Source organism: Mycobacterium shimoidei (assembly GCF_900417275.1).
In the GTDB taxonomy this organism is placed as follows: domain Bacteria; phylum Actinomycetota; class Actinomycetes; order Mycobacteriales; family Mycobacteriaceae; genus Mycobacterium; species Mycobacterium shimoidei.
In genome coordinates this window covers 4,559,635-4,582,494 of the sequence record NZ_UEGW01000001.1, presented here as the reverse complement: position 1 = coordinate 4,582,494, position 22,860 = coordinate 4,559,635, and the positions used below count along the sequence as shown (strand labels likewise).

Below are 22,860 nucleotides of genomic sequence, written 5' to 3'. Positions count from 1 at the left end.
CGAGGTGTGCAAGTAACCGCGACTATAGGCTGCCCGCATGGCCATCGACCGCGCCGCGCTCGCCGCCGGGTCTATCCGGCTCGCGTCCGGCATCTCATTTCTCGTCGACCCTGTCCGGGCGAATCGACTCTGGGGTGATCCCGCCGAACCGGCAGCGACCACGCGACTGCTGTTGCGGTCGATGGGATACCGCGACGCCCTGATCGGCGGGCTGCTGACCACCGCGGCGCTGCGTGGCAAAAACACCCGCGGTTGGTTCCTGGCGTCCGCCGGCGCCGACGCCGCCGATCTGCTCGGCGGGATCAGTGTTCATCAGCAGATGAAGCGATCCCAGCAGCTCATTGGTCTGGGCGGCGCGGTCGTCGGCATCGCTGTCGGCTTGTGGGGCGCGGTGCGCCGGATCACGTCAGCGGAGGAAAGGAAGCGCGCATGCGAGTTGGTGTCCTGACATTTGTGACCGACGAGGGGATCGGCCCAGCCGAGCTGGGTGCCGCACTCGAGGAGCGTGGCTTTGAGTCGCTGTTCGTGGCTGAGCACACCCACATCCCGGTCAACGCCAAGACGCCGTACCCCGGCGGTGGCCCGATTCCACCGAAGTACTACCGCCCGCTGGATCCGTTCGTGGCGCTGACGGCCGCGGCCGGCGCTACCGAGAAGCTGGTTGTGGGGACCGGAATCGCGTTGGTCCCACAGCGCGACCCGATCCTGACGGCCAAGGAAGTCGCGTCGCTCGACCTGGTGTCGCAGGGACGGTTCCACTTCGGTGTGGGTGTGGGCTGGCTGCGCGAGGAAATCGCCAACCACGGCGTCGACCCTGCGGTGCGCGGGCGCGTAGTTGACGAACGGCTGCGCGCAATGATCGCGATTTGGACGCAGGAACAGGCGGAATTCCACGGCGAATTCGTTGATTTCGACCCGATCTATTGTTGGCCCAAGCCGGTGACGCAGCCGTACCCGCCGCTGTATTTGGGTGGGGGACCGGCGAGTTTCAAGCGCATCGCACGGCTGGGCGCCGGCTGGCTCGCGATGAGCCCATCGGCGAACGCATTGTCGGGTCAGTTGAACGAACTGCGGGCACTCGCCGACCACGACGTGCCGGTGATCAACATCCATTCGGGACAACACAGCGCGAAAGACCTTGAGCGGTACCTGGATGTCGGCGTCGGGCACGTATTGATCGAACTGCCGACCGAGCCGCGTGACGAGACGCTTCGACGGCTGGACCAGTTGCGGACCGAGTTCTCCAGACTGACGTAAGCGTCAACAGCGGGCAGCTGCGGTGCAGGTCATCCGCCTGAGCTGGCAAGAACCCACGAGCCACTCCAGTCACGGCGTCACCAGGACTGTCAATAGCGTCGCACAAAGCGCGTCGGTAACTTAATCTTCGCTGAGAAGGTCCTGGGGGTAATTGCCGCGCTTCGACGGAAGGAATTGGGCCATGCGAGGTCGTCAACCGCGCCGCAGGGGGCGAATCGGTCGGTGGGGTGTTGGCCTGGTCGCCGGCGCGTTGCTGGCATTGGGTTTGACCCCGTTGGCAGCGGCGCCGCGCGCCCACGCCGACTTCGACGACATCTTCGACCCGATTATCGACGCGATCGCACAATCGGTCGCTGCGGTGGATCCCAGCCCGACGCTGACGCTCGACTCGGGGCTGGACCTCAGCAGCATCATGGCGCCCGCACTGGCCGCCGACGCAACGTCGGCGCTGGCTGCCGAGGACCTACCGGAAAACGCCATCCCGCTGACGATGACCGCGGTCACCGAGCCGATAATCAATCTCTCGATAAGCGGCGGATCAGAGCTACCCATCCTGCTCGACACCGGATCCAATGGCCTGGTGGTGCCCTGGTACCAAATCGGCCTGGATAACCTCACGTTCCCCACCAGTTTCGGTATCGGCGCTTACAGCGGCGGCCTCCAGTACTTCTATGTCACGCTGCCGGAGCAGACCGTGGACTTCGGTCATGGCATTGTGTCCGGCCCGACCAGCATCGACGTCGAGCTGTTTGCGTGGCCGACGACCCTGCAGGGGTGGTTCTTGTACCCGAGCTTCGAGGCCTTCTTGCGACCCGCAGAAGCCGTCGGCGTGTTGGGAATCGCGTCCGATGCGGTGGGTCCCGACGACGGCCCCACTACCGTGATCTCAGCGCTGCCGGGCGACCTCAGCCAAGGGGTGCTCATCAACGAACCCGGAGGTTACGTGCAGTTCGGCCCCGACCCGCTGAGCGGGGGAGTCACCGTTGACGGCATCGCAAATGCCGTCCTCAACGTCCAGGTCGGTAACGGGGACAAGACGCTTGTCAACACAATTATCGACTCCGGCGGCGTCTACGGAACCATCCCGCAGGGGGCCCTTGACCAGGGCGGCACAATTGGCCAGACCCTGGCGCCGGATCAGCTAATCAACGTGTTCACCAAAGACGGCCAGACACTGCTGTACTCGTACACGACGACTGCGACGAACAGCCCAACCATCGTGCCGGACAGGCAATTCATGAATACCGGTTTCATGCCCTTTAACCTGGGGCCGATCTACATCGGATACGACCCCGCCACAACGACTTTCCACAGCCTGCCGACGTAGCTCTAAAAGTCGGTTACTGGCAAGCCGATGTGGCCCGGGTTGCAGGAGGTCGCATTGCGGGGCAAGGGTTTTCGTCGGTTGCGTCGCGGAGTGCTCGCCGGCACATGCAGCGGCGCGTTGGCGCTGACGTCGGTGCTGACCGCGTCGTCGGCGTTCGGCGACGACACCGCGGTGATCATGGGTGGCAGCGGAATGCCGATTCCGATACCGGAGTTCGTCCAAGCTGTCAACGAGCTCTATCTGCACTGCGACCCCCCGGCATGCAGCACAAATCCGCTGACCACCCCCGAGGGGTTGTATCCGCTGATCGTAGGACCCAGGGCGCTGACATTCGATGAGTCGGTAGCCCAAGGCGTATCGATCCTCAACAACGAAATCCAGCGACAGCTTGCCGAGGGCGATCACGTCACCGTCCTCGGGTATTCGCAGAGCGCCACGATCGCGTCGTTTGAGATGGCGAACCTCGCGGACGGATCTGCCGGCATAGACGCCGACCCAGACCAGCTCAGCTTTGTGCTCCTGGGAGATCCCAGCAACCCCAACGGCGGTTTGCTCACGCGCGCCGACATCTTGCCGGGTTCCGACCCCACCATCCCGAGTCTGGGTATCACTTTCGGCGGTGCAACGCCGGTCACCGATTACCCGACCGCCATCTACACAGCGGAATACGATGGTTTTGCCGACTTTCCCCGGTATCCGCTCAATCTGCTCGCAGACCTCAACGCGCTGTTGGGCATTGTTTTCGTCCACGGCAAGTACCCGATTTTGACTGACCTGTCGAGTGCCGTGGAGGTGCCGACGTCTGCCGGTTACGACGGAGCCACCACCTACTACATGATCCCCACCGAGAATCTGCCGCTGCTGGACCCGTTGCGCTCCATCCCCGTCGCCGGTCCGGTGATAGCTGATCTGCTGCAACCTAGTTTGCGAGTGCTGGTGAACTCGGGCTACGGCGACCCGGAGTACGGCTGGGTGAATGAGAACGCCGACGTGCCTACTCCCGCGGGCCTGTTCCCGAGCCTCGATGACCTGGAAAAGGTTCCTGGCCTACTGGTTTCGGGAGCAATAGAGGGGATTCAGAAGGCGATCAGTGACTTGGCCAACCCGTCGGAGTTGTTCTCGCTGGAGAACAATCCTGTGCTCAATTTGCTGGAGACGCTCCCCTCGAGGGAGTTGATATCCAACATCATCTCCTTCCCGCCGCCAACGGACACTTTGCAGGGAGTCGTGAACGCGTTCAGCGAGGCGGCCTCGAATCTTTACGGGACTGTTGTTCCCGTCGCGGACATCGTCAACGCCCTGATCACCACGCTCCCAGCCGAAAACATCGACCTGTTCACATATTGGCTTGATCAGGGGGACCTCGTCGCGGCGATCGGTTATCCACTCATGGCCAACGTCACGCTGATTCCGCTGGCAGGCCTGATCGCGCTGGCGACCGTTGGCGAGGGCGCCCTGATCGCTGCGCTTGACCTGGTGAGTCCGTTCGTCGACGTGGCAAGCCTGTTCCCGTAGCTCGGCAGGGCGACTCTAAAAGATTAGAGAAACTATTCCCAACGCCGACAAGCGTTGTTAGCATCGCTGCGTTCGACCGCCAGATAACGGCCGCGTTGTAGGAGGTCGCTTTGCGGGGCAATGGTTCTCGTTGGCTACGGTTAGCGTTGCTGGCCGGTGGGGCGATTGGTCTGACGTCGATGCTGACGGCGGCCGCGGCGTTCGGTGACGATACCGCGGTGATCATGGGCGGCAGCGGCATCCCCATACCGCCCCCGGTCTACGTGGACGGCATCAACGACTTGTATCTGCATTGCGACCCGCCGGCATGCACGCTCGGCCCCTTGGCGACCCCCGAAGGCTTGTATCCACTGATCGGCCCCAAAGAGTTGACCTTCGATGCCTCTGTGGCCCAAGGCGTCAGCATTCTCAACCAGGCGATCGGGCAGCAACTCGCCGAGGGAAACCACGTCACGGTCCTCGGCTACTCGCAGAGCTCCACTATTGCGTCTATGGAAATGACGAATATTCTCAACGGATCTGCCGGCATAAATCCGGATCCGGACCAGCTCAGCTTCGTGCTGCTCGGCGATCCCAACAATCCCAACGGCGGCTTTTTCGAGCGCTTCGACTTTCCGCCCGGGTCGGATCCGACCATCCCGAGCCTGGGAATGACGTTCAGCGGCGCGACCCCGGTCACCGATTACCCGACGGCGATCTACACCGCGGAATACGACGCCGTCAGCGACTATCCACGCTACCCCCTCAATGTCCTCGCCGACCTCAACGCCGTCTTGGGTTTCGCCTTCGTGCACACCCAGTACCCGAGTTTCACCCCCGAGCAGCTCGCAAACGCCGTGGAAGTGCCGACATCTCCCGGATACGACGGGGACACAACGTATTACATGATCCCCACCGAGAACCTGCCGCTGCTGGACCCGTTGCGCTCGATTCCCGTGGTCGGTCCGGTGGTGGCTGATCTGCTGCAACCGGATTTACGAGTGCTGGTGAATTTGGGCTATGGCGACCCGAACTACGGCTGGGTGAACGAAAACGCCGACGTGCCCACCCCGCTCGGATTGTTCCCCAGCCTCGGTGATTTGGAGAAGGTTCCCGGACTGCTGGTGAGCGGCCTTCAAGAAGGCATCCAAAACGCGATCAGCGATCTGCAAGACCCGTCGCGGTTGTTTTCGCTCGAGGGCAATCCACTGCTGGACTTGCTGCAGACGCCATATTTCACGGCCGTGGCCTCCGAGGACTTTTCCTTACCGGCTACCCCTGCAGACGGTCTGCTCGGAATCGTGAATGGGTTCAGCGCCGCCCTGTCCTCCGTGTACTCAGCGCTGCTTCCGACGGCGGACTTCGCCAATGCGCTATTCACCACACTCCCCGCCGTCGATGCCGACGTGTTCTCCTTCGAGCTCGCGCAGGGCGACCTCCTCGACGCCATCGGTTTACCGATTGCCGCCGACGTCGGGCTGCTGCCGATGTTGGGGCTGTTCGAACTTGCCACCGTCGGGGAAGGGGTCGCGTTCGCCGCCATCGACCTGCTCAGTCCGTTTGTCGATCTGTCCGGTCTCTTCTCGTAAAATGTGGCCATTGCCGAACGGAGAAGCCGAAACCCACAGCAGCGCCGAGAACAGTTGTGCGACGCGGCCATTGAGCTACTCGGCGCCGCTGGTGCGCGTGGGCTCAGCCATCCGAAGGTCGATCAATGCGCCGGTGTCCCGGCCGGGACGACATCGTTTTACTTCCGCACTCGCAAAGCGCTGCTGCAAGCCACCGCAGCGCGTCTGACCGAATTAGACAACAGCGACCTGGCCAGAATGTCGGAGCTGGCCCACGACGGCAGCGGCTCTTACTCGGGAACGGCGGGCTTGGCAACCATGGTCACGATGGCAGGAGTCGAGCCGTGGCTCACCCGAACCAAAGCGCGCTTCGAGCTCGCTTTGCAAGCCGGCCGCGATCCCGAACTCGCCGAAACGCTCGACCAAGCCGCCCGCCGCTTCCAACAGCTGATCCGAGAAGCGGTGAAGCAATGGCAACCCGCGGGCACTCGACCGCGTCGCGCTGTCATCGATGAACAAGCCTTCGCTGCCCTGCGTTTCATCGAAGGCGTCATGCTCGACTACGCCAGAGGCACCCGCACCACACACAGCGTCAAGCGCATCGACCGACTCATTCAAGCCATTCTCATTGGCGTGCGTGACGCTCCTCGATAGCTCTCAGCAGCGCGTCCAGGCCGTATTCGAAAACCGCGTCGTAGTCGGTGGGTGACTGAAGCGCTTCGACGAGCGCTTGATCCGGCCAGTCATCCGTCCACAGCGAAGGATCCTCTTCGTCATGCTTGGCGCCCCGAACAGCCGAGAACTGCATCACCGCTGAGGATATGACGTGAACCTGCACCGCCCGCAGAACCAGTGCGGCCTGCGTTCCGGCGATGCCTAATTCGGCCAGCTGTGCGGCCAAGGCCTGCTGAATCGGCAGGAACAGCCTCGGCGTGCGGTCGCGCTCGTGTGCGATGCGGAGCAAGTGCTGCCGGTCGATCAGAACCCGACGTTGCGAATGCGCAAGTGATGCAATGCGTTCCACCGCACTGTCACCTTCGATAGGCAGACTCGCCATTTCGGTGAGCAATCGCTCAACCAGTTTGTCGAACAGTGCGTCCTTGCCCCCGATGTGCCAGTAGATCGAAGTGACCGCTACCCCTAGTTGCTCGGCGAGGCGACGCATGGTGAAGGCGTCCACCCCATCGCGTTCGATCAGCCGGGCCGCGGCGTCCAGGATCGCCTCGGCGCTGACGGTATTACCCGGCGCTGTCGTCAAGGGGTTTCGCCCCCGGTTAACCGGTCGGATTCGGGCAGGTCCAGATAGCGTTCGAGATTGCGGTGCGTGCTGATCACCCGCCGTTCCTCATTGGACAGCACCAGGTGGGTGAAGCCAGGCTGGTGCAAACCGCGCTGAAGCCCGGCCAATACCGCGATGTCCTGACTGATCACCAGGTCGGGATCCGCCTCGTCCGCTGTCATCCGGACATCGACCGGTTTGCTTCGCGGCGCACCGGGTGGCATACGCGTCCACAACATCATCACCAGTTCGCCGTGATCGGGATCGGGCCCCGGTAATGCGGTCATAACCGTCAGGTGATCGGCATTGGCCAGCAACGTCATGTTCGGGAAGATGTTGTACTGGTGCAGCCGCAGCATTTGATCGGTGCTGGCCCAGCTCAAATCGACACCGCGCTCGGCTGCGAAAGCTTTTGTGCGGTCGGCGATCACGTCCGGTAGCGGCCGGTGCTCCCCATCCGGGAAAGGCGTGCCCTCCGCAACACCCATCAGCGCGCCCTGGGTGGTGACATACGCGTCCCACACCTCGCGGTCGCTGAGCGCTTCCTTGATACGCGGGCTGGGCACACCGTAGAGCTGCTCCGACTTGCCGGTGTGTCCCCAGATCACCTGCGGGGCATAGACGTCGTCCATGCAGCGGTGCAACTCCGGATGCAACGTCTGGATGTGGTAAGTCTCGCTGAAACCGTCGGCGATCGTCTTCCAGTTCGCGGCGACCTCGATGGTCATCGAGGCATAGCAGCGGAAATCGCCGAGCCCGAGCCAGGCGATGTCGCGCGGCACCATTTCCAGATAATCGGGCAACGGCATCGCGTCGACGTCGAGGTTGACGAAGACGAGCCGCTCCCAGGTATCGACGCTGACCGCGTGCAGCCCAAGCTCCGACATCGGCAGCGTCCCGAACGCTTTTCGGTTCGGGACGCGCTTGAGCGCACCGGCGAGATCCCATGTCCAGCCGTGATAGCCGCACCGCAGCTCCCGCAGCCCCGACCCTGCGCCCGCGCACAACGAGTTGCCGCGATGACGGCAGACGTTCTGGAATGCGCGCAGCGTGCCGTCATCGCCGCGCACGATGAGGACCGAGTATGGGCCGCAACGGTATTCGAAGTAGTCGCCCGGTTCGGCGACGTGATCGACACTACAGGCGACCTGCCACACCTTCGGCCACATCCGCTCCACCTCGAGCTGGGCGAACGCCGCCGAGTAGTAGCGCTCGGCGGGCACCAGGGTGGGCCGCTTCGGCGGGGTGCCGATGGCATCCTCGCGTCGGGTTTCACGCGCAGTTTCGGTCGTCATCGAAAGGCTCCCGTCGCCTCTGTAACGGTGTTACAGTGGCCCACTGTAGCTTGTGGGCGCCGAGATCGACGGCAGCGCGGAAAAATGCGAGTAGGTCCCACGCTGGCGTCGATCTCGACGCGCAACCGGCCCGGCAGGTAAGGGAGTAATCGTGTTCGACCTCAAGATCACGGGCGGCACCGTCGTGGACGGGACAGGCGCGGACCGATTCGCCGCCGACGTCGCCGTCAAGGACGGCAAGATCGTGGAACTATCTCGCCGCGGTCCGGATAGCCCCCCGCTGGAAGGCGAGGCCGCCGAGACGATCGACGCGACCGGCAAGATCGTCGCGCCGGGGTTCGTGGACATCCACACCCACTACGACGGCCAGGTCAGCTGGGACGACCTGCTCGAGCCCTCCAGCAGTCACGGCGTGACGACGATCGTCATGGGCAACTGCGGCGTCGGCTTCGCGCCGGTGCTACCGGGTCGGGAGGACTGGCTGATCGGCCTGATGGAAGGCGTCGAAGACATTCCCGGCGCGGCGCTCACCGAGGGCATCACCTGGGGGTGGGAGAGCTACCCCGAATACCTCGACGTCCTCGAAACCCACGAATTCGCCGTCGACGTGGGCAGCCAGGTGGCTCACGGCGCGGTCCGCGCCTACGCGATGGGTGAGCGCGGCGCCCGCAACGAGCCCGCCACACCCGAAGACATCGCGGCGATGGCGCGCCTGGTGCAGGAGGCCATCGAGGCCGGTGCGCTGGGGTTTTCGACGTCGCGCACCCTGGGGCATCGGGCGATCGACGGCGAACCGGTACCCGGCACCTATGCCGCCGAGGATGAGCTGTTCGGGCTGGGCCGGGCCATGGCGGCCGGTGGCCAGGCCGTCTTCGAGCTGGCCCCGCAGGGCGTCGCGGGCGAGGACATCATCGCGCCCAAGAAGGAACTGGAGTGGATGCGGCGCCTGGGCGCCGAGATCGACCGGCCGATCTCCTTCGGCATGATCCAGGTGGACGCCGCCCCGGATCTGTGGCGCGAGCAGCTGGAGATCTCGGCGGCCGCGCACGCGGCGGGGAGCCGGTTGTATCCCCAGATCGCGGCGCGACCGTTCGGCATGCTGTTCGGCTTTCCCGGGCATCACCCATTCACCCACCGGCCAACCTTTCGCCGGCTGAAGGCCGAATGCAGCCCCGAGGAACTGGCGCAGCGCCTCGCCGATCCCGCGGTCAAGGCGGCGATCGTGAACGAAGACGATCTGCCGCCCGATCCAAATCGGTTGTTCGACAACATGTTTGCCCTGGCTCAATACTCGATGGGCCGGATGTATGCGCTCGGTGATCCTCCCGATTACGAGCCGACCGACGAGCGAACCGTGGCGAAAATCGCCGCCGAGCGCGGTGAGGATCCGTTGGCCACGTTCTATGACCTGATGCTCGAGCGCGATGCCACAGCGATGCTGATGTTGCCGTTCTACAACTACTCCTACGGCAACCATGACGCGATCCGCGAGATGCTCACGCATCCTGCGGGCGTGGTCGGGCTTTCGGATGGCGGCGCTCACTGCAGCATGATTTGTGACGCGTCGTACCCGACCTTCCTGTTGACGCATTGGGCGCGGGATCGTCGCCGCGGGCAGAAGCTGCCGCTGGAGTACGTCATCCGCAAGCAGTCGCACGACACCGCACAGCTGTTCGGGCTCTCGGATCGCGGGGTGATCGAAATCGGAAAGAGGGCCGACGTCAACGTGATCGACATGGATGCGCTCACGCTGCACCCTGCCCGGATGGCCTACGACCTGCCGGCCGGCGGCAGCCGGCTCGTCCAGGGTGCCTCCGGGTACAGCGCCACGATCGTCAACGGCGTGGTGACCCGCCGCGACGGCGTCGACACCGGGGCGCGCCCGGGCCGGTTGGTGCGGGGAGCGCGCTGAGCGTCAACCCTCCCGTTAGCCGATGCCGTGCGCGATCAGGTCACGAGCGCGGTCGAGCAATGACGCGAACGGGCCGACCGCGAAATTCAGTTTCGCCGACTCCACGCCGGCATGCGGACGGGTGGGAGCGATGGCCTCGGCTGCTCGCACGGCGGTTCCCATCCTTTTGAGGTCGTCGTCGTTGAGTTGCCGCTGCAGTTTGGAGAATTCTTCGTTCTCCTCGTGCTGGGCGTGCTCGAGGACCGCGTCCCTGAGCTTGGTGAGCTCGTCGATGAACTGCTGCGACGTAACGTCGAGACCCTCGATCTTGGACAGCAGCTCCTTGGCCTCGTGCTCTTCTTTGAGTCGGGCGTCGACAATGGCATCGCCGGCCGCCAGCTCACCGCGGGCCCGGGGATGGACCACCATTTCCTCGGCTGTCTCGTGGACGGCGAGCAGCTGACGCAACTGTACGAAGGGCTTCTCCCGCGCTTGCGGGTCCGACGCGTGCAGCACCTGGTCGAACATGTCCTCAATAAGGTTGTGCTGCGCCTTGAGGAAGGCGATAACTTCGTCGGGCGATTGAATGATCATCTCGGACATGCCGAACACCTCCAGTGTGAGGTAAGGGGACAGATGGGGGCAGATTTGCTTCGCTTAGCAGCGCGGATACCCCGACCTGTGTGGAACTAAACGTTTGCAGATTGCTGGCGCGGCGTTACCAGAAAAGGCTGGAGGCGTTGACGTTTGCGCCGGGCGGCCGGAGCTATCCTCGCTTCATGGCCAAGACCCGTATCCGGGTAGCCCGGGTCTACGAAGACCCGACCAGCGACGACGGCCAGCGCATCTTGGTGGACCGGGTGTGGCCGCGCGGGTTCCGCAAGGACGACCCACGGGTGGGCATTTGGTGTAAGGACGTCGCCCCGTCCAAGCAACTACGCGACTGGTATGGCCACAAGCCGGAGCGGTTCGACGAGTTCGCGGCACGGTATACCGAAGAGCTTGCCGGCAGCGAGGCGCTGGCAGAACTACGCAAGCTGGCCAAAGCTGGTCCCCTGACGCTGGTGACCGCAACCCGTGACGTGGACATCAGCCAAGCAGCGGTGCTGGCCAAGCTGCTCAGAGGCCGACCCTGATTCACCCTGCGCTTCGGTAGGCTCCCTGGTCGACATGACTGACACCGAACCGATTTTGCCGCGGGAGCTGACCAAGGGTTTGCCCGATGAGGTCCGCAACGTCCCGGCACCGCCATCGGTGGCCGAGGTGCCCGAACCGTACGCATTTCGTCTGGCCGATCCGGTCCGCGACGCCGAGATGATCTCGGAATGGATGAATCGGCCGCATCTGGTCGAGGCGTGGGAATCGGCCTGGCCACCGGACCGCTGGCGGCGATACTTGGAGGCACAGATCAACGGGCAGTATTCCCGCCCGTTCGTTGGCAGCCTGGAGGGAAAGGACGGCGGCTACGTCGAATTGTACCGCGCCGCAAAAGATTCCATCGCGACGCGGTACGAGGCTGACCCCTACGATCTGGGCATACACGCCGCCATCGCCGACCTGGACCTGTTGAGCAAAGGCATTGGACCTTATCTGCTGCCGCATTTCGTGGCCAGCGTGCTCGGCCAGGAACCGAACTGCCGGCGCATCATGTTCGACCCCGACCACCGCAACACGGTCGCGCGTAAATTCTGCGAGCGGGCCGGGTGCGTGTTCCTCGGCGAACATGACATGTCGAATCGGCGGATGGCGTTGTACGCGCTCGTGCGTTCCCCCGACGACGTGCCACGGTTGCGCGATCAAGAGTCGTAGTGGGCCTGCTCGCGGGCGAGTCTAAGTAGCGCACGGCGAAACCGGGCGAAAGCTCAGTAGAGCGCTACTGGGTCCACGTCGCCGAATAACGGCGACGATTCCTCGAGATGAACTCGCAAGCGTGGTGACGTTCGAGGGAGATGATCATGCAGCGAGCACTTCGTCCCTTTGCCACAGCCGGTGTCGTCGTCATGGTCGGTGCCAGCCTCGTCGCCATCACCCCGGTGGTTGCACCCAATATCGAGCAGCGCGCGGTCGTGCTCGCCGCTGTCGAAGACATCATTGACCTGGGTACTCCTATCGAAGCGGTGGGCTTGGCCGATGCGCTGCCGAGCCTCGGTGATCTCAGCGCAGCATTCGGCGACGGACTGCCCGACCTCGGCAGCGCACTGAGCGCTGCCGCAGATCTCCCGGCGCTCGACGCGATCACCGACTTCTGGCAGGAGATCCAGGGATGGGTGGTCACCGGTCTTGCCGCTCTGTTCGGATTGCTTTTCTGGGGTGTATTGGTCCCAGGGGCTGGGTTTTTGCAACTCACCTGGCAGGCAATTGCGGATTTCTTTGGCTTCGACCCGTATCCGTACGCCGCGGTGGCATTCGACAGCGGCGTCCCAGATGTCTTTGGCGCGGGTGCAGTCGATGCTGTGTTGTCCGCCGGAGTGGACAGCACCGTGGGGGACATGTCCGCAGTGTTCGGTGGTGCAGAGGGGCTGTTGGATCTCACCACCGTCGTCCAGGATCTCACCGCCGCGTTCGATCCTGCTGAATTTGGTGACGTCGGCGAACTGGTAAGTGCCAGTTTGACCCCGGATATCGGTGACATTCTGAGCAGTCTGATCCCGTGATTGCTGAGTCAGCGCTTGCTGTGCGATCGGTAGTCGTATGCGGTTGACTCGAGGAGTTCGGGCCGACTCGCAGGCGAGCCTAAGTAGTGCACGCCGAAACCTGGCGAAAGCTCAGTAGAGCGCTACTGGGTTCACGCGGCCCGAATACCAGCGACGATTCCTCGAAATGAACTCGCAAGCGTGGTGACGTTCGAGGGAGATGGTCATGCAGTTAGCGCTTCGCCCCTATGCCACAGCCGGCGTCGTCGTGGTTGCCGCCAGCCTCATCGCCATCACCCCGGTGGTCGCGCCCAATACCGAACAGCGCGCGGTCGAGCTTGCCGCGGTTGAAGACATCATCGATTTGGGCGGCCCCATCGAAGCGGTGGGCTTGGCCGATGCGCTGCCGAGCCTCGGTGATCTCAGCGGGGCGTTGGTCGACGAACTGCCCGGCGCGGATATCCCGCTCAGCCTTGCCGCCGGCGACGACTGGTGGAGTGAAGCGTTGCCTTACCTAGGCGCCTTGACATTTAGCATCATCTTTTGGGGTGAAATTCTCCTTAGCCCCATCTTGGTGCCGATCGTTAATACCTTTTCCGCCATATGGGAGTGGCTGGGCGGTGTTTTCGGCTTCGATCCGTATCTGCCCGCCGTCGAGGGTTTGGCATCCGCGGCAAGCTTTGCAGATGTCATACCCGACACCCTGGCCGCAGAGGCGCTCGATCCTTTGACGGACACTACTTCGCTGGTCAGCAGTGCAGCGGAGGCTTTGGATCTCACCACGGTCGTTCAGGATTTGACCGCCGCGTTCGATCCCGCCGAGATTGGCGACATCGGCGAACTGATGAGCACCGGCCTGATCCCGGATATCGGTGAGCTGCTGAGCGGTCTGATCCCATGACGCCGGTACTGCAGCTCGACGGCGTTGCCAAGAATTACCGCCGGGGCGACGAGCAGGTGCGCGTCCTCGTCGACTTCGACTTCAGTTTGAACGCAGGCGAATTCGTCGTCGTGACCGGCCCATCGGGGGCCGGCAAATCTACCCTGCTGCATATCGCGGGCGGGCTGGATGCGCCGGACAGCGGCACGGTGGCGGTGGCGGGCCAGAACATGTGGGCGATGAGCACCGGTGCGCGCGCCGCGTTCCGGCGACGCAACCTCGGATTCGTGTTCCAGTTCTTCAACCTGGTGCCAATGCTGACCGCGGTGGAGAACGTCTCGTTGCCATTGGTTTTGGACGGTATGGCTGCCCGAGCAGCCGACGCACGCGCGGAGGAGCTGCTGGAACGGGTCGGACTCGGCAACCGCGCGCGGCACCGGCCGGCCGAACTATCGGGAGGACAGATGCAGCGGGTGGCGGTGGCGCGCGCGCTGGCGGCGCGGCCGTCCATCGTCCTCGCCGACGAGCCGACCGGAAACCTGGACAGCCACTCGTCGGTCGAGGTCTTGGATCTCCTGCGGTCACTGTCAGACGAAGACGGCACCGCGGTCGTCCTCGTGACACACGACCAGGCCGCGGTGCGGTACGGCTCCCGCGAGCTGAACCTCGTCGACGGGCGTGCGTGCATGGTCGAGGCTGCCGCACTCGTCGAGGAATGGTGATGCATCGGCTGCGCGCCGGATGGCTGGCTTTCCGGCGGATCCACCTCGCCGCATTGATTGCCGACTGGCGCCGGACACTGCTCAGCGTGATCGGCGTTGCGGCGGGGGTGACGGTGGTCCTCGGGGTTTTGATACTCAAGTCCGAGCTTGTCCGCCCGTTCGATTCGTTCGGTCCGTCGCTCACCCACGCCGCCGACAGCGGGGTGGTCGAGGTTACCCCGAACATAAGCGGCCGGTTGCCGATCGAGACGGTGAACCGGCTGCGCGCCGAGGTGCCAGGAGCAGAGGCGGTCATCCCGACCGTCGCCGGCTTGACCCCCGTGGACATTTCAGGCGGCACGCACGGGTTCTTTCTGCTGGGCGGATCGTGCCAGATCGAGCTGTTGGTCGGCCCGTTCAACTGCGAGCAGCGCGCCCGCGACGAGAAACCTGCTGAAGGCCCCGGCGTGCCCCTGCAGATCCCAACGCTCATCGCCCAGCGGCATGGCCTGCAGCTCGGTGACGAATTGCGCCTTCCCGGGCTGCCACCACGTTCGGCGCACCTGGGTTGGACGTTTTCGGAGTTCGACCGTGTCAAGGGCATCAACGACGGCTACGTGCTGCTAGCCCCCACCCCCGACATCGCCGCGAACCTGCTCTCCACACCTGGTTATGCCACGGCCGCGTTCATCCTGCCGAGACCGGGCGCCCAGATCAGGGCCGACATCGACCGGGTCATCGCCGGTGTCGCAAAAGCGGGCCCGCCCCGCCCGCAGCAGCCGGCCATCTTCGAGAACGGTGCGCAGAGTTTCAACCTGACCGTGATCGCCGGAGTGCTGATCGGCTTCCTCATCGCCGTCAACACCATCCTGCTGGCCATCGAGGACCGCCGTGCGGTGATGGGGACCATCGGCGCGATCGGCGCCAAACCGGGCGGGTTGTTCGGTGGAATGCTCGGCGAGGGCGCCGTGGTGGGTGTTCTCGGAGGACTGCTGGGGCTGCCCAGCGGTTTCCTGCTGGGGACGTATCTGGTGAACCGGTTCGGGCGATCCATGTTGGCTGGTTCCGGCGGCACCATCACTGCGCACTTCACCCCGGACTTAGTTGTGAGCGCGCTGGCCGCGGGGATCGTCTGCGGAATCCTCACGATGATCGGACCGGCCGTCAGGTTGGTCCGCGAAGGACCGTTGGCGTCGATGGCAAGCGCCGGTGGGGTGCAGCGCGCGCGGAAGATGCCGATGTGGCCGCTGGTGGTCGGGCCGGGGCTGCTGGCAAGCGCCGTCGTCGTGTTGAGGATCTTCGAGCACGGGTCGCTGCCGCTCAACGCCGGCATCAACGGCATGACGTTGGGGTTGTGCGGGGTGGTGTTGGTGACGCTGTGGTGTGCCCCGCGCAGCGCCGAGAGATTGATCGACCTGTTGACCGTCGCGCGTCCTGCGGTTGGGCGTCTGCTGCATGCCGATATCCGGCGCTACATGATGCTGTTCGCTCTCTCCGCCGCACTACTCGCCGAAGGCACCAGTTTTTCCATCGGCTCATACAGCATGCAGCTACTCGGCGCCAGGGAGGTTGCCGCGCAGAAAACTAACCGACTGCCGGCTTCCTTGGTGATCGCAGCCCAATCCGTACTCGATCAGCGAGACGGCCGGATCGCCGACTCGACGTTCAAGCTGGTAACCGGCGCCGCTGATGGGCGGAGCGTGTCGTCGCGCTGGCGATCGACAATCTCGTCAGAGACGTTGCCGCGCCTCGTCATTGGCGTCACGGCCGGTGATTGGTACAGCGAGGCGCTTTATGAGCCGACCGGTGGTGGCCATGACAGGCTGTGGCAGGGCTTGCGGGAAGGGGAAGTTGGCCTGAGCGAGATTGCCGCCAGTCGGCTCAAAGTCGCCGCGGGTGAAACGGTCGAGCTACCCACCGTCAAGGGCCCGAAGCGTTTTCGGGTGGCCGGGATCTTTCATCCACGGATGATCGATGACACAGCGGTGGGCGACATCGTCCTGGTGTCCGAGACACTGGCGCGCTCCGATTGGGCCGCGGTGCGCGACCAGGTCGCAGTGGCCTATCCGTCCGCCGCCGACGCGACCGCCCACCGCAACGATTTCGTCAACCTCGGCGCCGGATTGTGGGTGTACGACAGCGAGCGGTGGCGCTCGGTGGCCACCAGCGGGATCACCCGATTCCTGGAGCCATTCACGATCTCGGGGTACGTGGTGATGGCAGCCGCCGGCTTTAGCTTGCTGAACGTATTTGTCCTCGGACTTGTGCAACGCAGGCGTGAGCGAGCCGCATTGCGGGCGATCGGGGTCACCTCTGGCCAAGAACAGGCGGTGATCATCGCCAACGCCGGCCTGCTCGGCTCGCTGGTCGCCGGCTTCGCCGTGTTCGGGGGTATGGGTCTGACGTATCTCTGGTCGCTGGGCTCACCGGTGTACTACGGCATCAAGATTGATTGGGATGTGCTGGGGCTACCGCTGCGAACCGGAGTCGCAGGGGTTTTCGTACTGGTGCTGGCCGCCGCGGTCTTTCCCGTGATCCATGCGCGGCGGCTGGAGACGGCAGAGGTGCTGCGCACTAGTTGACGTGGTTCGGACACCAGCCCGCGGAGGGGGCGGGCTGGTGTCAATCACGCCTGTCAATCGCGCCGGCCACCGGGTGCAACCGCGGAATATCGTCGCCGGCGCTCCGAAACTGGTGAATGTATTCCCGAATCTCCGGGCTGGACATGGCCTCGTAGTCCTTGGGCGGCAACGCCGTATGGAGCACAACTCCACGACCCCCGGCTCCCTCGATTACCACACAGCCTCCCGCTATGGGTAGTCGCATCAACGGCGTGCAATAAGACGGGCGGGTGTCTTCGAAGCGGATGTCGTAGAGACCGAAGCCGCTCCAATTCGTTACGAGCGGGTTCCAGTGGACCGGATTGAATGCGCGCGTCACGCAGCGGGCGGCCCGCCATCCACCCGCGGCGTCGAGGAACCGTTGGTTGATTCGGATATCGCAGAGTTGGGTGAAGTCGTCTACCTTGCAGCGGATGCGTTCGGCAATCGAATTCGCAGCGTCGCCGCGTTGCAGGTCGATGTTCAGCGGTGTGATGATGTTGCCCAGGAGCATCGGATCAAGGCCACAACGCTTGCGGGCATTCACCGCGATCATCAGGGTGCGCTGGTCCAGCGCAGGATCCGCCTGCATGATCGCCTCGGAAAGATGACCGCACACAACGTCGTTCACCGACAGGCGCATTCTGGTCCCGTACGCATGGCGCATGCGGGTGATTTCGTCCTCGCCGAAGTAGATACTCAGGGTGCGCTGCTTTCGGGCATCCTTTGCCATGTAGAGCGCGCTACGCGCGGTTTCTGTAAGGCCGAGAAAACGCACGCCGGGCTCGGAAGCGCCACCGGCAGGAAGATGCTCGTCAAGGTAGGAGGCGCGGTTTTCGACGATCAGCGGCTCAGTGAGTGGCTTGTCGGCAGCCGCGTCGGCCCACGCGTTCATCAGGTGCATCACCGTGTGCATGTCGCCGACCGAGTGGTGCCATGACAAGCCGATCGCGGTCGCAGCGTCCGCCAGCTGTGTGACACGTACCGTGCACAGCGGGCCGCGCCCCAGTCGAGCTGTGGCTACGTTCACTTGGTCGACGAGCCAGCGTCCGGAGTCTTCCGAGACTGAACGGATCGCTTCACGCAGCGTGCGACCCGACGACTTCGACGTGAAGGGCACGCCTTGACCCCGGCACCGGATTCGCATTGTGCCGTCTGCCATAGCCAGTCGCCCCGCGAAGATCGGCAGATTTATGAGGGCCCGCTCAAACGCACGCCTGAGAACGTTTGTGTCCAGACACCGCTCGAAGAAGAAGACGATGTGGACCGCGAAATTCGCGACGATGGCGTCGCCCACATTGCAGCGGATGTCGAGCTGTTGCGGCTGTGTCGGCTTGATCAGTTGGGTCGACATCGTGGGCTACCTTCGCCGATTCACGACGATCAGGCCCCCGAGTTTCGGGGTGTGGGTGACGCCCCGAAAATGCACCTTCTCATCGGGGGCCGCATCGGTCTGGATCCGGAAGTTCTCTAGGACTGTCCGCAGTACGATGTCCATTTCGGCGGAGACGAATTCAGCGCCGACGCACCGCCGTGATCCCACACCGAACGGCAGCCATGTCTGTGGCGCGGGCCTGCTGCCGAGAAAGCGAGTCGGGTCGAATCGTTCGGGGTGAGGGAAGATCTGCGGATCATCATGGATATCGGCGATGCGCACGAGCACCGTACGGCCCTGCGGAATGCGCCACCCGCCGAGGTTGAAGTCCGACGACCTGACCTTGCGGCCAACGACATCGAGGACGGTTCGGGCGCGCAGCGACTCCGAAATTGTGGCCCGGCGAAATTCACTGCCACCCTCCTCGAGCTCTCTTATCAGTTCGGCCACAACGTCTGGGTGGCGTCGCAGCCGCTCAAACAGCCAACTCAATGCTCCTGTCGAGGATTCGTGGCCGGCAGCGATCAGGGTCAACAGCTCGTCGCAGATATCCATCGGCGGTATTGCGGTTCCGTCGTCGTTCCGGCTGCGCAGCAACAGTGCCAGGATGTCCCGCCGGTCGGCGAGATTCGGATCGGCCTCGGCCCTGTCGATCAGTGTGAATATGATGCGGTCAATCGCGCGCCGGGATCGATCGAGCTTGCCCCAGGGGCCGAGGCGCCCGGTCCGGAACGGCGGCCGCGGCACGAATGCCATGACCGATCCCAATTTCATGAACGACGGCAAGATTTCGCGGAGTTCGCCGAATTCGGGTTCTTCGGCGCCGAAGAGGGTCCGCAAGATCACGTTCAGCGCGATCCTGTTCATCGGCTCGAGAATCCGGAATTCTTTGTTCTCAGGCCAATTCGCGGCTTCGCGGAGTGTCTCTTCGACGATCATCTGTTCGTAGCCCTTGAGGCATTGACCGTGAAGTGGTGGCGAGAGCAGTCGACGCCGATCGCGATGTGGTTGGTCGTCGAGCGCGAATACCGATCCAGGCCCCAACAGGTTACCGATATTCGGCTGGACGTTGACCAGATCCTCGGCTCCCGTGGTGCACATCAACCGCACCAGGGCCGGGTCGGACACGATGACGGATCGACCGAAGAACGGCACATTCATTTCAAAGATGTGCCCGTACCGGTTGATCCAATGCCGCATCGAACGGCGGCGGAAAAAGGCGAATGCTGCGCCCTGCACGAGCTTTGGCAGGCGAATCCGCGGTGGATTCAACCCGTGCGGCGTCAATACTTCGCACGGATCGGCCTTCGCCGGATCGATCATGCGGTCTCCCAACTTTCCCAAGGGAAAAGCGTTGCTCGCGGGCGGTCCGGCGATCCCAGTAGTGCGCTACTGCAATCTCCCGGATCTCGGCGCGGCGGCACTGAGTCACGCGATCGCGCTGATGCGAGCCGCGGGTGTTGCCTCAGTAGTGGCGTCGCGGCCGACACGAGATTTCCGTAGCGCGCTACTGGGGTCGATAGTGCGGGGTTCGCGTCACGATGGTCGAACGACNTCTCCCAACTTTCCCAAGGGAAAAGCGTTGCTCGCGGGCGGTCCGGCGATCCCAGTAGTGCGCTACTGCAATCTCCCGGATCTCGGCGCGGCGGCACTGAGTCACGCGATCGCGCTGATGCGAGCCGCGGGTGTTGCCTCAGTAGTGGCGTCGCGGCCGACACGAGATTTCCGTAGCGCGCTACTGGGGTCGATAGTGCGGGGTTCGCGTCACGATGGTCGAACGACACAGGGGGAGGAGACAGCGATGTGTACCGCAATATCCCTCGCAGCCAACAACCCGCTGGAATGTCCGCGGTTTCAACTTGGTGGGCCCAGTCGATGGCCGTCGAAGAAGGCGCCCCAGCTCCTGATACGACGTCGTTATGTCCTAGCCGGAATCGTTGTGTTGTGCGCCGGCCTGGTCGCCGCCGACCCGGTTGACTCACCCGCTATCGAGCAGAGCGTGGTTGCGTTGATCGCCGCCGAGAACGACTTCGACATGGTTAGCCCGTTGGACCTGGTGGTCGGCGGCCTCGGTGGCGCCGACGGGTCGCTCAGCGACGCCCTGGCAGCCACGGCGGGAGCGCTGCCAGACCTTGACGATCTCGGCGGGACGTTCGTTGACGGACTGGCTGGCGCCGATATCCCCCTCGGCCTTGCCGGCGACGATTGGTTCACCCAAGCGTGGGACTGGTTGAACCAAGCGTGGGACTTCGTCACTCACTTTAACTGGATAATGGGTCCTCCCACTTTGCTTATTCTGTACCTTGCACCAATCTTGACGCCGATAGCGAATTATCTGTCCTCTATATGGGATTGGCTAGGTAGTCTTTTCGGCGTCGATCCCGACGCGCAGGCTGTCGAGGGCCTGGCATCCGTAGTGAGCTTTGCAGATCTCACCCCCGAGGCGCTGGCCACGGGAGCACTCGATGTTGCTGCGCCGGACACTGGCTCGGTGTTCAGCGACGCAGTGCAGGCGTTGGATCTCACCACCGTCGTCCAGGACCTGAGCGCGGCGCTGGATCTGAGCGGGATAATCCCCGGCCTCGACACGGTTTTCGACACCGCAGGCGTCGCGGACATCGGCGAGGTGCTGACCAGCCTGATCCCCTGATTCCTCAGAGTCGTAGGGCCCGCAATATCGGTGCCGTACATTTCGGCGCCGTCTGGGCAAGGGACAAAAGCGAACTCAGAACCGCAAACTGACGCAACATAAGTAGTCACCGAACGCAACATCAGTAATAACGCTCCGACGCCGGGCGAAAGTCCAGTGGCACGCTACTGAGGTCGTCGCATCGCGACCGAGTGACGATTCCTATCGCGAAGCTCAACTCGACATCGTGGCCATGTCTGCGAGAGGACAGATAGGGACCGACCATGAGTCCACGAATTCCGTCGGTCGCGGCGCTCACCATGAGTGTCGCCGTTGCTGGCGCCGGCCTGATCACCATCGATACAGTGCCGCCACGGACATCCGACGTCCAGGTCCGCGAAATCCAGCTCACCGGCGGTGACAACGCAGATTCGCCGCTGGGCGCCGGCACGGCGTTGGTTTACGACGGCAGCGGCATCCCCATACCAACCCCGCAATATGTGGATGCCGTCAATACGCTGTACCTGCAGCCGCGCGGCTTCACCGGCACCGTCCAACCCTCGTTCCTACCCAATGGGCTGTATCCGCTTACCGGTCCGAAAAGCCTCGGGTTCGGCACTTCGCTGGCCCAAGGCCAGGAGATCATGTTCTCCAATATCAAAGACCAAATAGACGCCGGCGGGGTGAGCCCTGAGAATCCCGTCGTGGTTTTCGGCTACTCCCAGAGCTCCATGGCCGCCTCGCTGGTTATGCAGCAGCTCCACGACGCTGGTGTGCCCAGCGGCGATGTGCACTTCATACTGGTCGGCGATACCGCTGCTCCCAACGGCAGTTTCACGACCACCTTCGATTTTCTACCGGGTAACCCGTCGCCGTTCGCCGCTTTCGACTCCGCCTCCGCACCTCCGACACCATCTGACCTCTACCCGACCGACATCTACACCATCGAATACGACGGTAGCGCCGACTGGCCGAGCTACCCGTCGAACCTGCTGTCGGATCTCAACGCCCTCATGGGGATTTTTTTAGCGCATTTCTTGTATGCGAATCTCACCCCCGAGCAGATCGACAACGCGATTCTCTTGCCGGGATCTGCGGCGCTCACCGGGGAAGGGTTGACCGACTACCACATGATTCCGAACGAGAATCTGCCGTTGTTGATGCCGTTGTTGTTGATCCCGGGGGCCGGAAAGCCGCTCTATGACCTGCTGGAACCGGTCACCCGGATCATGGTGAACCTGGGCTACGGCAGCATCACCGAAGGCTGGAATCAGGGTCCGGCGAATGTGCCGACCAGCTTCGGGCTGTTCCCCGATATCAACCAAACGCAGCTCTCCGAAGCACTCAGCAGCGGCTGGCAGCAGGGTGTCAACGACGCGCTTCATGCCATTCAGAACCCGGTCAGCTACGAAGAACAGATCGCACCGTGGATGCCGTTTGCGGAGTCGTTGTACACACATGGTTTCGCCCCGGAGAACCCATCGTTTGACGACGTGCTGGAGGGGCTGCTCAAGTTAGGCGGCTTCCCGGTTTCGGACGTGACGCTAAGCTCGCCGCCAACCGACATCATCAACATGATCAGCAGCACTCTGGCCTACGACTATTCGGCGTTGCTGCCCGCTGCCGACATGATCAATACGCTCCTCATTGGCCTACCCGCATACAACGCCGAGATCTTCATGGATCAACTCGAGGCCGGTGATCTCCTCGGCGCGTTCCTTGATCCGATCGCCGCCGACACCGCGCTGGTTCCGTACACCCTTCTGCTCGGTGCGGCACCGGCCCTGTATGCATTGCTGGGCACGCTGGACAATTTTGCGGAGTTGTTCTCGTAGCTGCCGGAGTCGCGTGAGAGGTTTCCCGCCAAGCCGGTCGTCGCCCATGACATTGCCGCAGCGAGGCGAGCGCTCTTCGAAGCCAAGCGATTCCGT

General features: G+C 63.5%; 20 protein-coding genes. 15 read left to right on the top strand and 5 right to left on the bottom strand.

Annotated elements, in window-relative coordinates; genetic code table 11:
* Positions 1-37 precede the first annotated feature (37 nt).
* From MSP7336_RS22215 to MSP7336_RS22190, 6 genes are all read left to right on the top strand, one after another.
* Entirely contained in the window at positions 38-448 is a 411-nt protein-coding gene (locus MSP7336_RS22215) for a DUF4267 domain-containing protein (protein WP_113964625.1), read from the top strand.
* Positions 430-1,257, top strand: a complete 828-nt coding sequence (locus tag MSP7336_RS22210; protein ID WP_113964624.1) for an LLM class F420-dependent oxidoreductase — start codon at positions 430-432, stop codon at positions 1,255-1,257. Before MSP7336_RS22215 ends, MSP7336_RS22210 begins: the two co-directional genes overlap by 19 nt.
* A gap of 181 nt (positions 1,258-1,438) precedes the next feature.
* Positions 1,439-2,584 (top strand): PecA family PE domain-processing aspartic protease, encoded by a 1,146-nt coding sequence (locus MSP7336_RS22205; RefSeq protein WP_113964623.1) that lies wholly within the window; start codon positions 1,439-1,441, stop codon positions 2,582-2,584.
* 27 nt (positions 2,585-2,611) lie between these two features.
* Entirely contained in the window at positions 2,612-4,099 is a 1,488-nt protein-coding gene (locus MSP7336_RS22200; protein ID WP_113964622.1) for a PE-PPE domain-containing protein, read from the top strand.
* Between the two features lie 110 nt (positions 4,100-4,209).
* Positions 4,210-5,667 carry a PE-PPE domain-containing protein gene (locus MSP7336_RS22195; RefSeq protein WP_244917504.1) on the top strand — a complete coding sequence of 486 codons (1,458 nt, stop codon included), beginning with the start codon at positions 4,210-4,212 and terminating at the stop codon, positions 5,665-5,667.
* Positions 5,668-5,736: 69 nt separating this feature from the next.
* On the top strand, positions 5,737-6,300 hold the full coding sequence (locus MSP7336_RS22190; RefSeq protein WP_069395195.1) for a TetR/AcrR family transcriptional regulator: 564 nt from the start codon (positions 5,737-5,739) through the stop codon (positions 6,298-6,300).
* On the opposite strand, the gene MSP7336_RS22185 is transcribed toward MSP7336_RS22190, so the two are convergent.
* Both MSP7336_RS22185 and MSP7336_RS22180 read right to left on the bottom strand, forming a co-directional pair.
* Positions 6,272-6,904: a TetR/AcrR family transcriptional regulator gene (locus MSP7336_RS22185; RefSeq protein ID WP_244917503.1), complete on the bottom strand. Its 633-nt coding sequence runs from the start codon at positions 6,902-6,904 to the stop codon at positions 6,272-6,274. The two genes, MSP7336_RS22190 and MSP7336_RS22185, sit on opposite strands and share 29 nt — an antisense overlap.
* Positions 6,901-8,220: an aromatic ring-hydroxylating oxygenase subunit alpha gene (locus MSP7336_RS22180; RefSeq protein WP_113964620.1), complete on the bottom strand. Its 1,320-nt coding sequence runs from the start codon at positions 8,218-8,220 to the stop codon at positions 6,901-6,903. The genes MSP7336_RS22185 and MSP7336_RS22180 overlap by 4 nt, the downstream gene beginning before the upstream one ends.
* A 151-nt stretch (positions 8,221-8,371) precedes the next feature.
* On the opposite strand from MSP7336_RS22180, the gene MSP7336_RS22175 reads away from it, so the two are divergent.
* On the top strand, positions 8,372-10,132 hold the full coding sequence (locus MSP7336_RS22175; protein ID WP_113964619.1) for an N-acyl-D-amino-acid deacylase family protein: 1,761 nt from the start codon (positions 8,372-8,374) through the stop codon (positions 10,130-10,132).
* Positions 10,133-10,147: 15 nt separating this feature from the next.
* On the opposite strand, the gene MSP7336_RS22170 is transcribed toward MSP7336_RS22175, so the two are convergent.
* On the bottom strand, positions 10,148-10,714 hold the full coding sequence (locus tag MSP7336_RS22170; protein ID WP_069395194.1) for a hemerythrin domain-containing protein: 567 nt from the start codon (positions 10,712-10,714) through the stop codon (positions 10,148-10,150).
* 176 nt (positions 10,715-10,890) lie between these two features.
* Here MSP7336_RS22170 and MSP7336_RS22165 point away from each other — a divergent pair, with 176 nt between their 5' ends.
* The 6 genes from MSP7336_RS22165 to MSP7336_RS22140 all read left to right on the top strand — a co-directional run bounded on the left by MSP7336_RS22165 (position 10,891) and on the right by MSP7336_RS22140 (position 16,907).
* Positions 10,891-11,247 (top strand): DUF488 domain-containing protein, encoded by a 357-nt coding sequence (locus tag MSP7336_RS22165; RefSeq protein WP_113964618.1) that lies wholly within the window; start codon positions 10,891-10,893, stop codon positions 11,245-11,247.
* 34 nt (positions 11,248-11,281) lie between these two features.
* A complete protein-coding gene (locus MSP7336_RS22160; RefSeq protein WP_113964617.1) occupies positions 11,282-11,920 on the top strand; it encodes a GNAT family N-acetyltransferase in 639 nt (212 codons plus the stop codon).
* Positions 11,921-12,066: 146 nt separating this feature from the next.
* On the top strand, positions 12,067-12,765 hold the full coding sequence (locus tag MSP7336_RS22155) for a hypothetical protein (protein WP_142706841.1): 699 nt from the start codon (positions 12,067-12,069) through the stop codon (positions 12,763-12,765).
* Positions 12,766-12,970: 205 nt separating this feature from the next.
* Complete coding sequence (locus tag MSP7336_RS22150) at positions 12,971-13,645, top strand: hypothetical protein (protein ID WP_142706839.1); 675 nt, start codon at positions 12,971-12,973, stop codon at positions 13,643-13,645.
* Entirely contained in the window at positions 13,642-14,346 is a 705-nt protein-coding gene (locus tag MSP7336_RS22145) for an ABC transporter ATP-binding protein (RefSeq protein WP_113964614.1), read from the top strand. Before MSP7336_RS22150 ends, MSP7336_RS22145 begins: the two co-directional genes overlap by 4 nt.
* Entirely contained in the window at positions 14,346-16,907 is a 2,562-nt protein-coding gene (locus MSP7336_RS22140; protein WP_113965195.1) for an FtsX-like permease family protein, read from the top strand. The genes MSP7336_RS22145 and MSP7336_RS22140 overlap by 1 nt, the downstream gene beginning before the upstream one ends.
* A 40-nt stretch (positions 16,908-16,947) precedes the next feature.
* On the opposite strand, the gene MSP7336_RS22135 is transcribed toward MSP7336_RS22140, so the two are convergent.
* Both MSP7336_RS22135 and MSP7336_RS22130 read right to left on the bottom strand, forming a co-directional pair.
* Positions 16,948-18,279: an acyltransferase gene (locus tag MSP7336_RS22135; RefSeq protein WP_113964613.1), complete on the bottom strand. Its 1,332-nt coding sequence runs from the start codon at positions 18,277-18,279 to the stop codon at positions 16,948-16,950.
* Positions 18,280-18,285: 6 nt separating this feature from the next.
* Complete coding sequence (locus MSP7336_RS22130; protein ID WP_113965192.1) at positions 18,286-19,623, bottom strand: cytochrome P450; 1,338 nt, start codon at positions 19,621-19,623, stop codon at positions 18,286-18,288.
* Positions 19,624-20,239: 616 nt separating this feature from the next.
* On the opposite strand from MSP7336_RS22130, the gene MSP7336_RS22125 reads away from it, so the two are divergent.
* Positions 20,240-20,950 (top strand): hypothetical protein, encoded by a 711-nt coding sequence (locus MSP7336_RS22125; RefSeq protein WP_113964612.1) that lies wholly within the window; start codon positions 20,240-20,242, stop codon positions 20,948-20,950.
* A gap of 263 nt (positions 20,951-21,213) precedes the next feature.
* Positions 21,214-22,764 carry a PE-PPE domain-containing protein gene (locus MSP7336_RS22120; protein ID WP_113964611.1) on the top strand — a complete coding sequence of 517 codons (1,551 nt, stop codon included), beginning with the start codon at positions 21,214-21,216 and terminating at the stop codon, positions 22,762-22,764.
* Positions 22,765-22,860 lie beyond the last annotated feature (96 nt).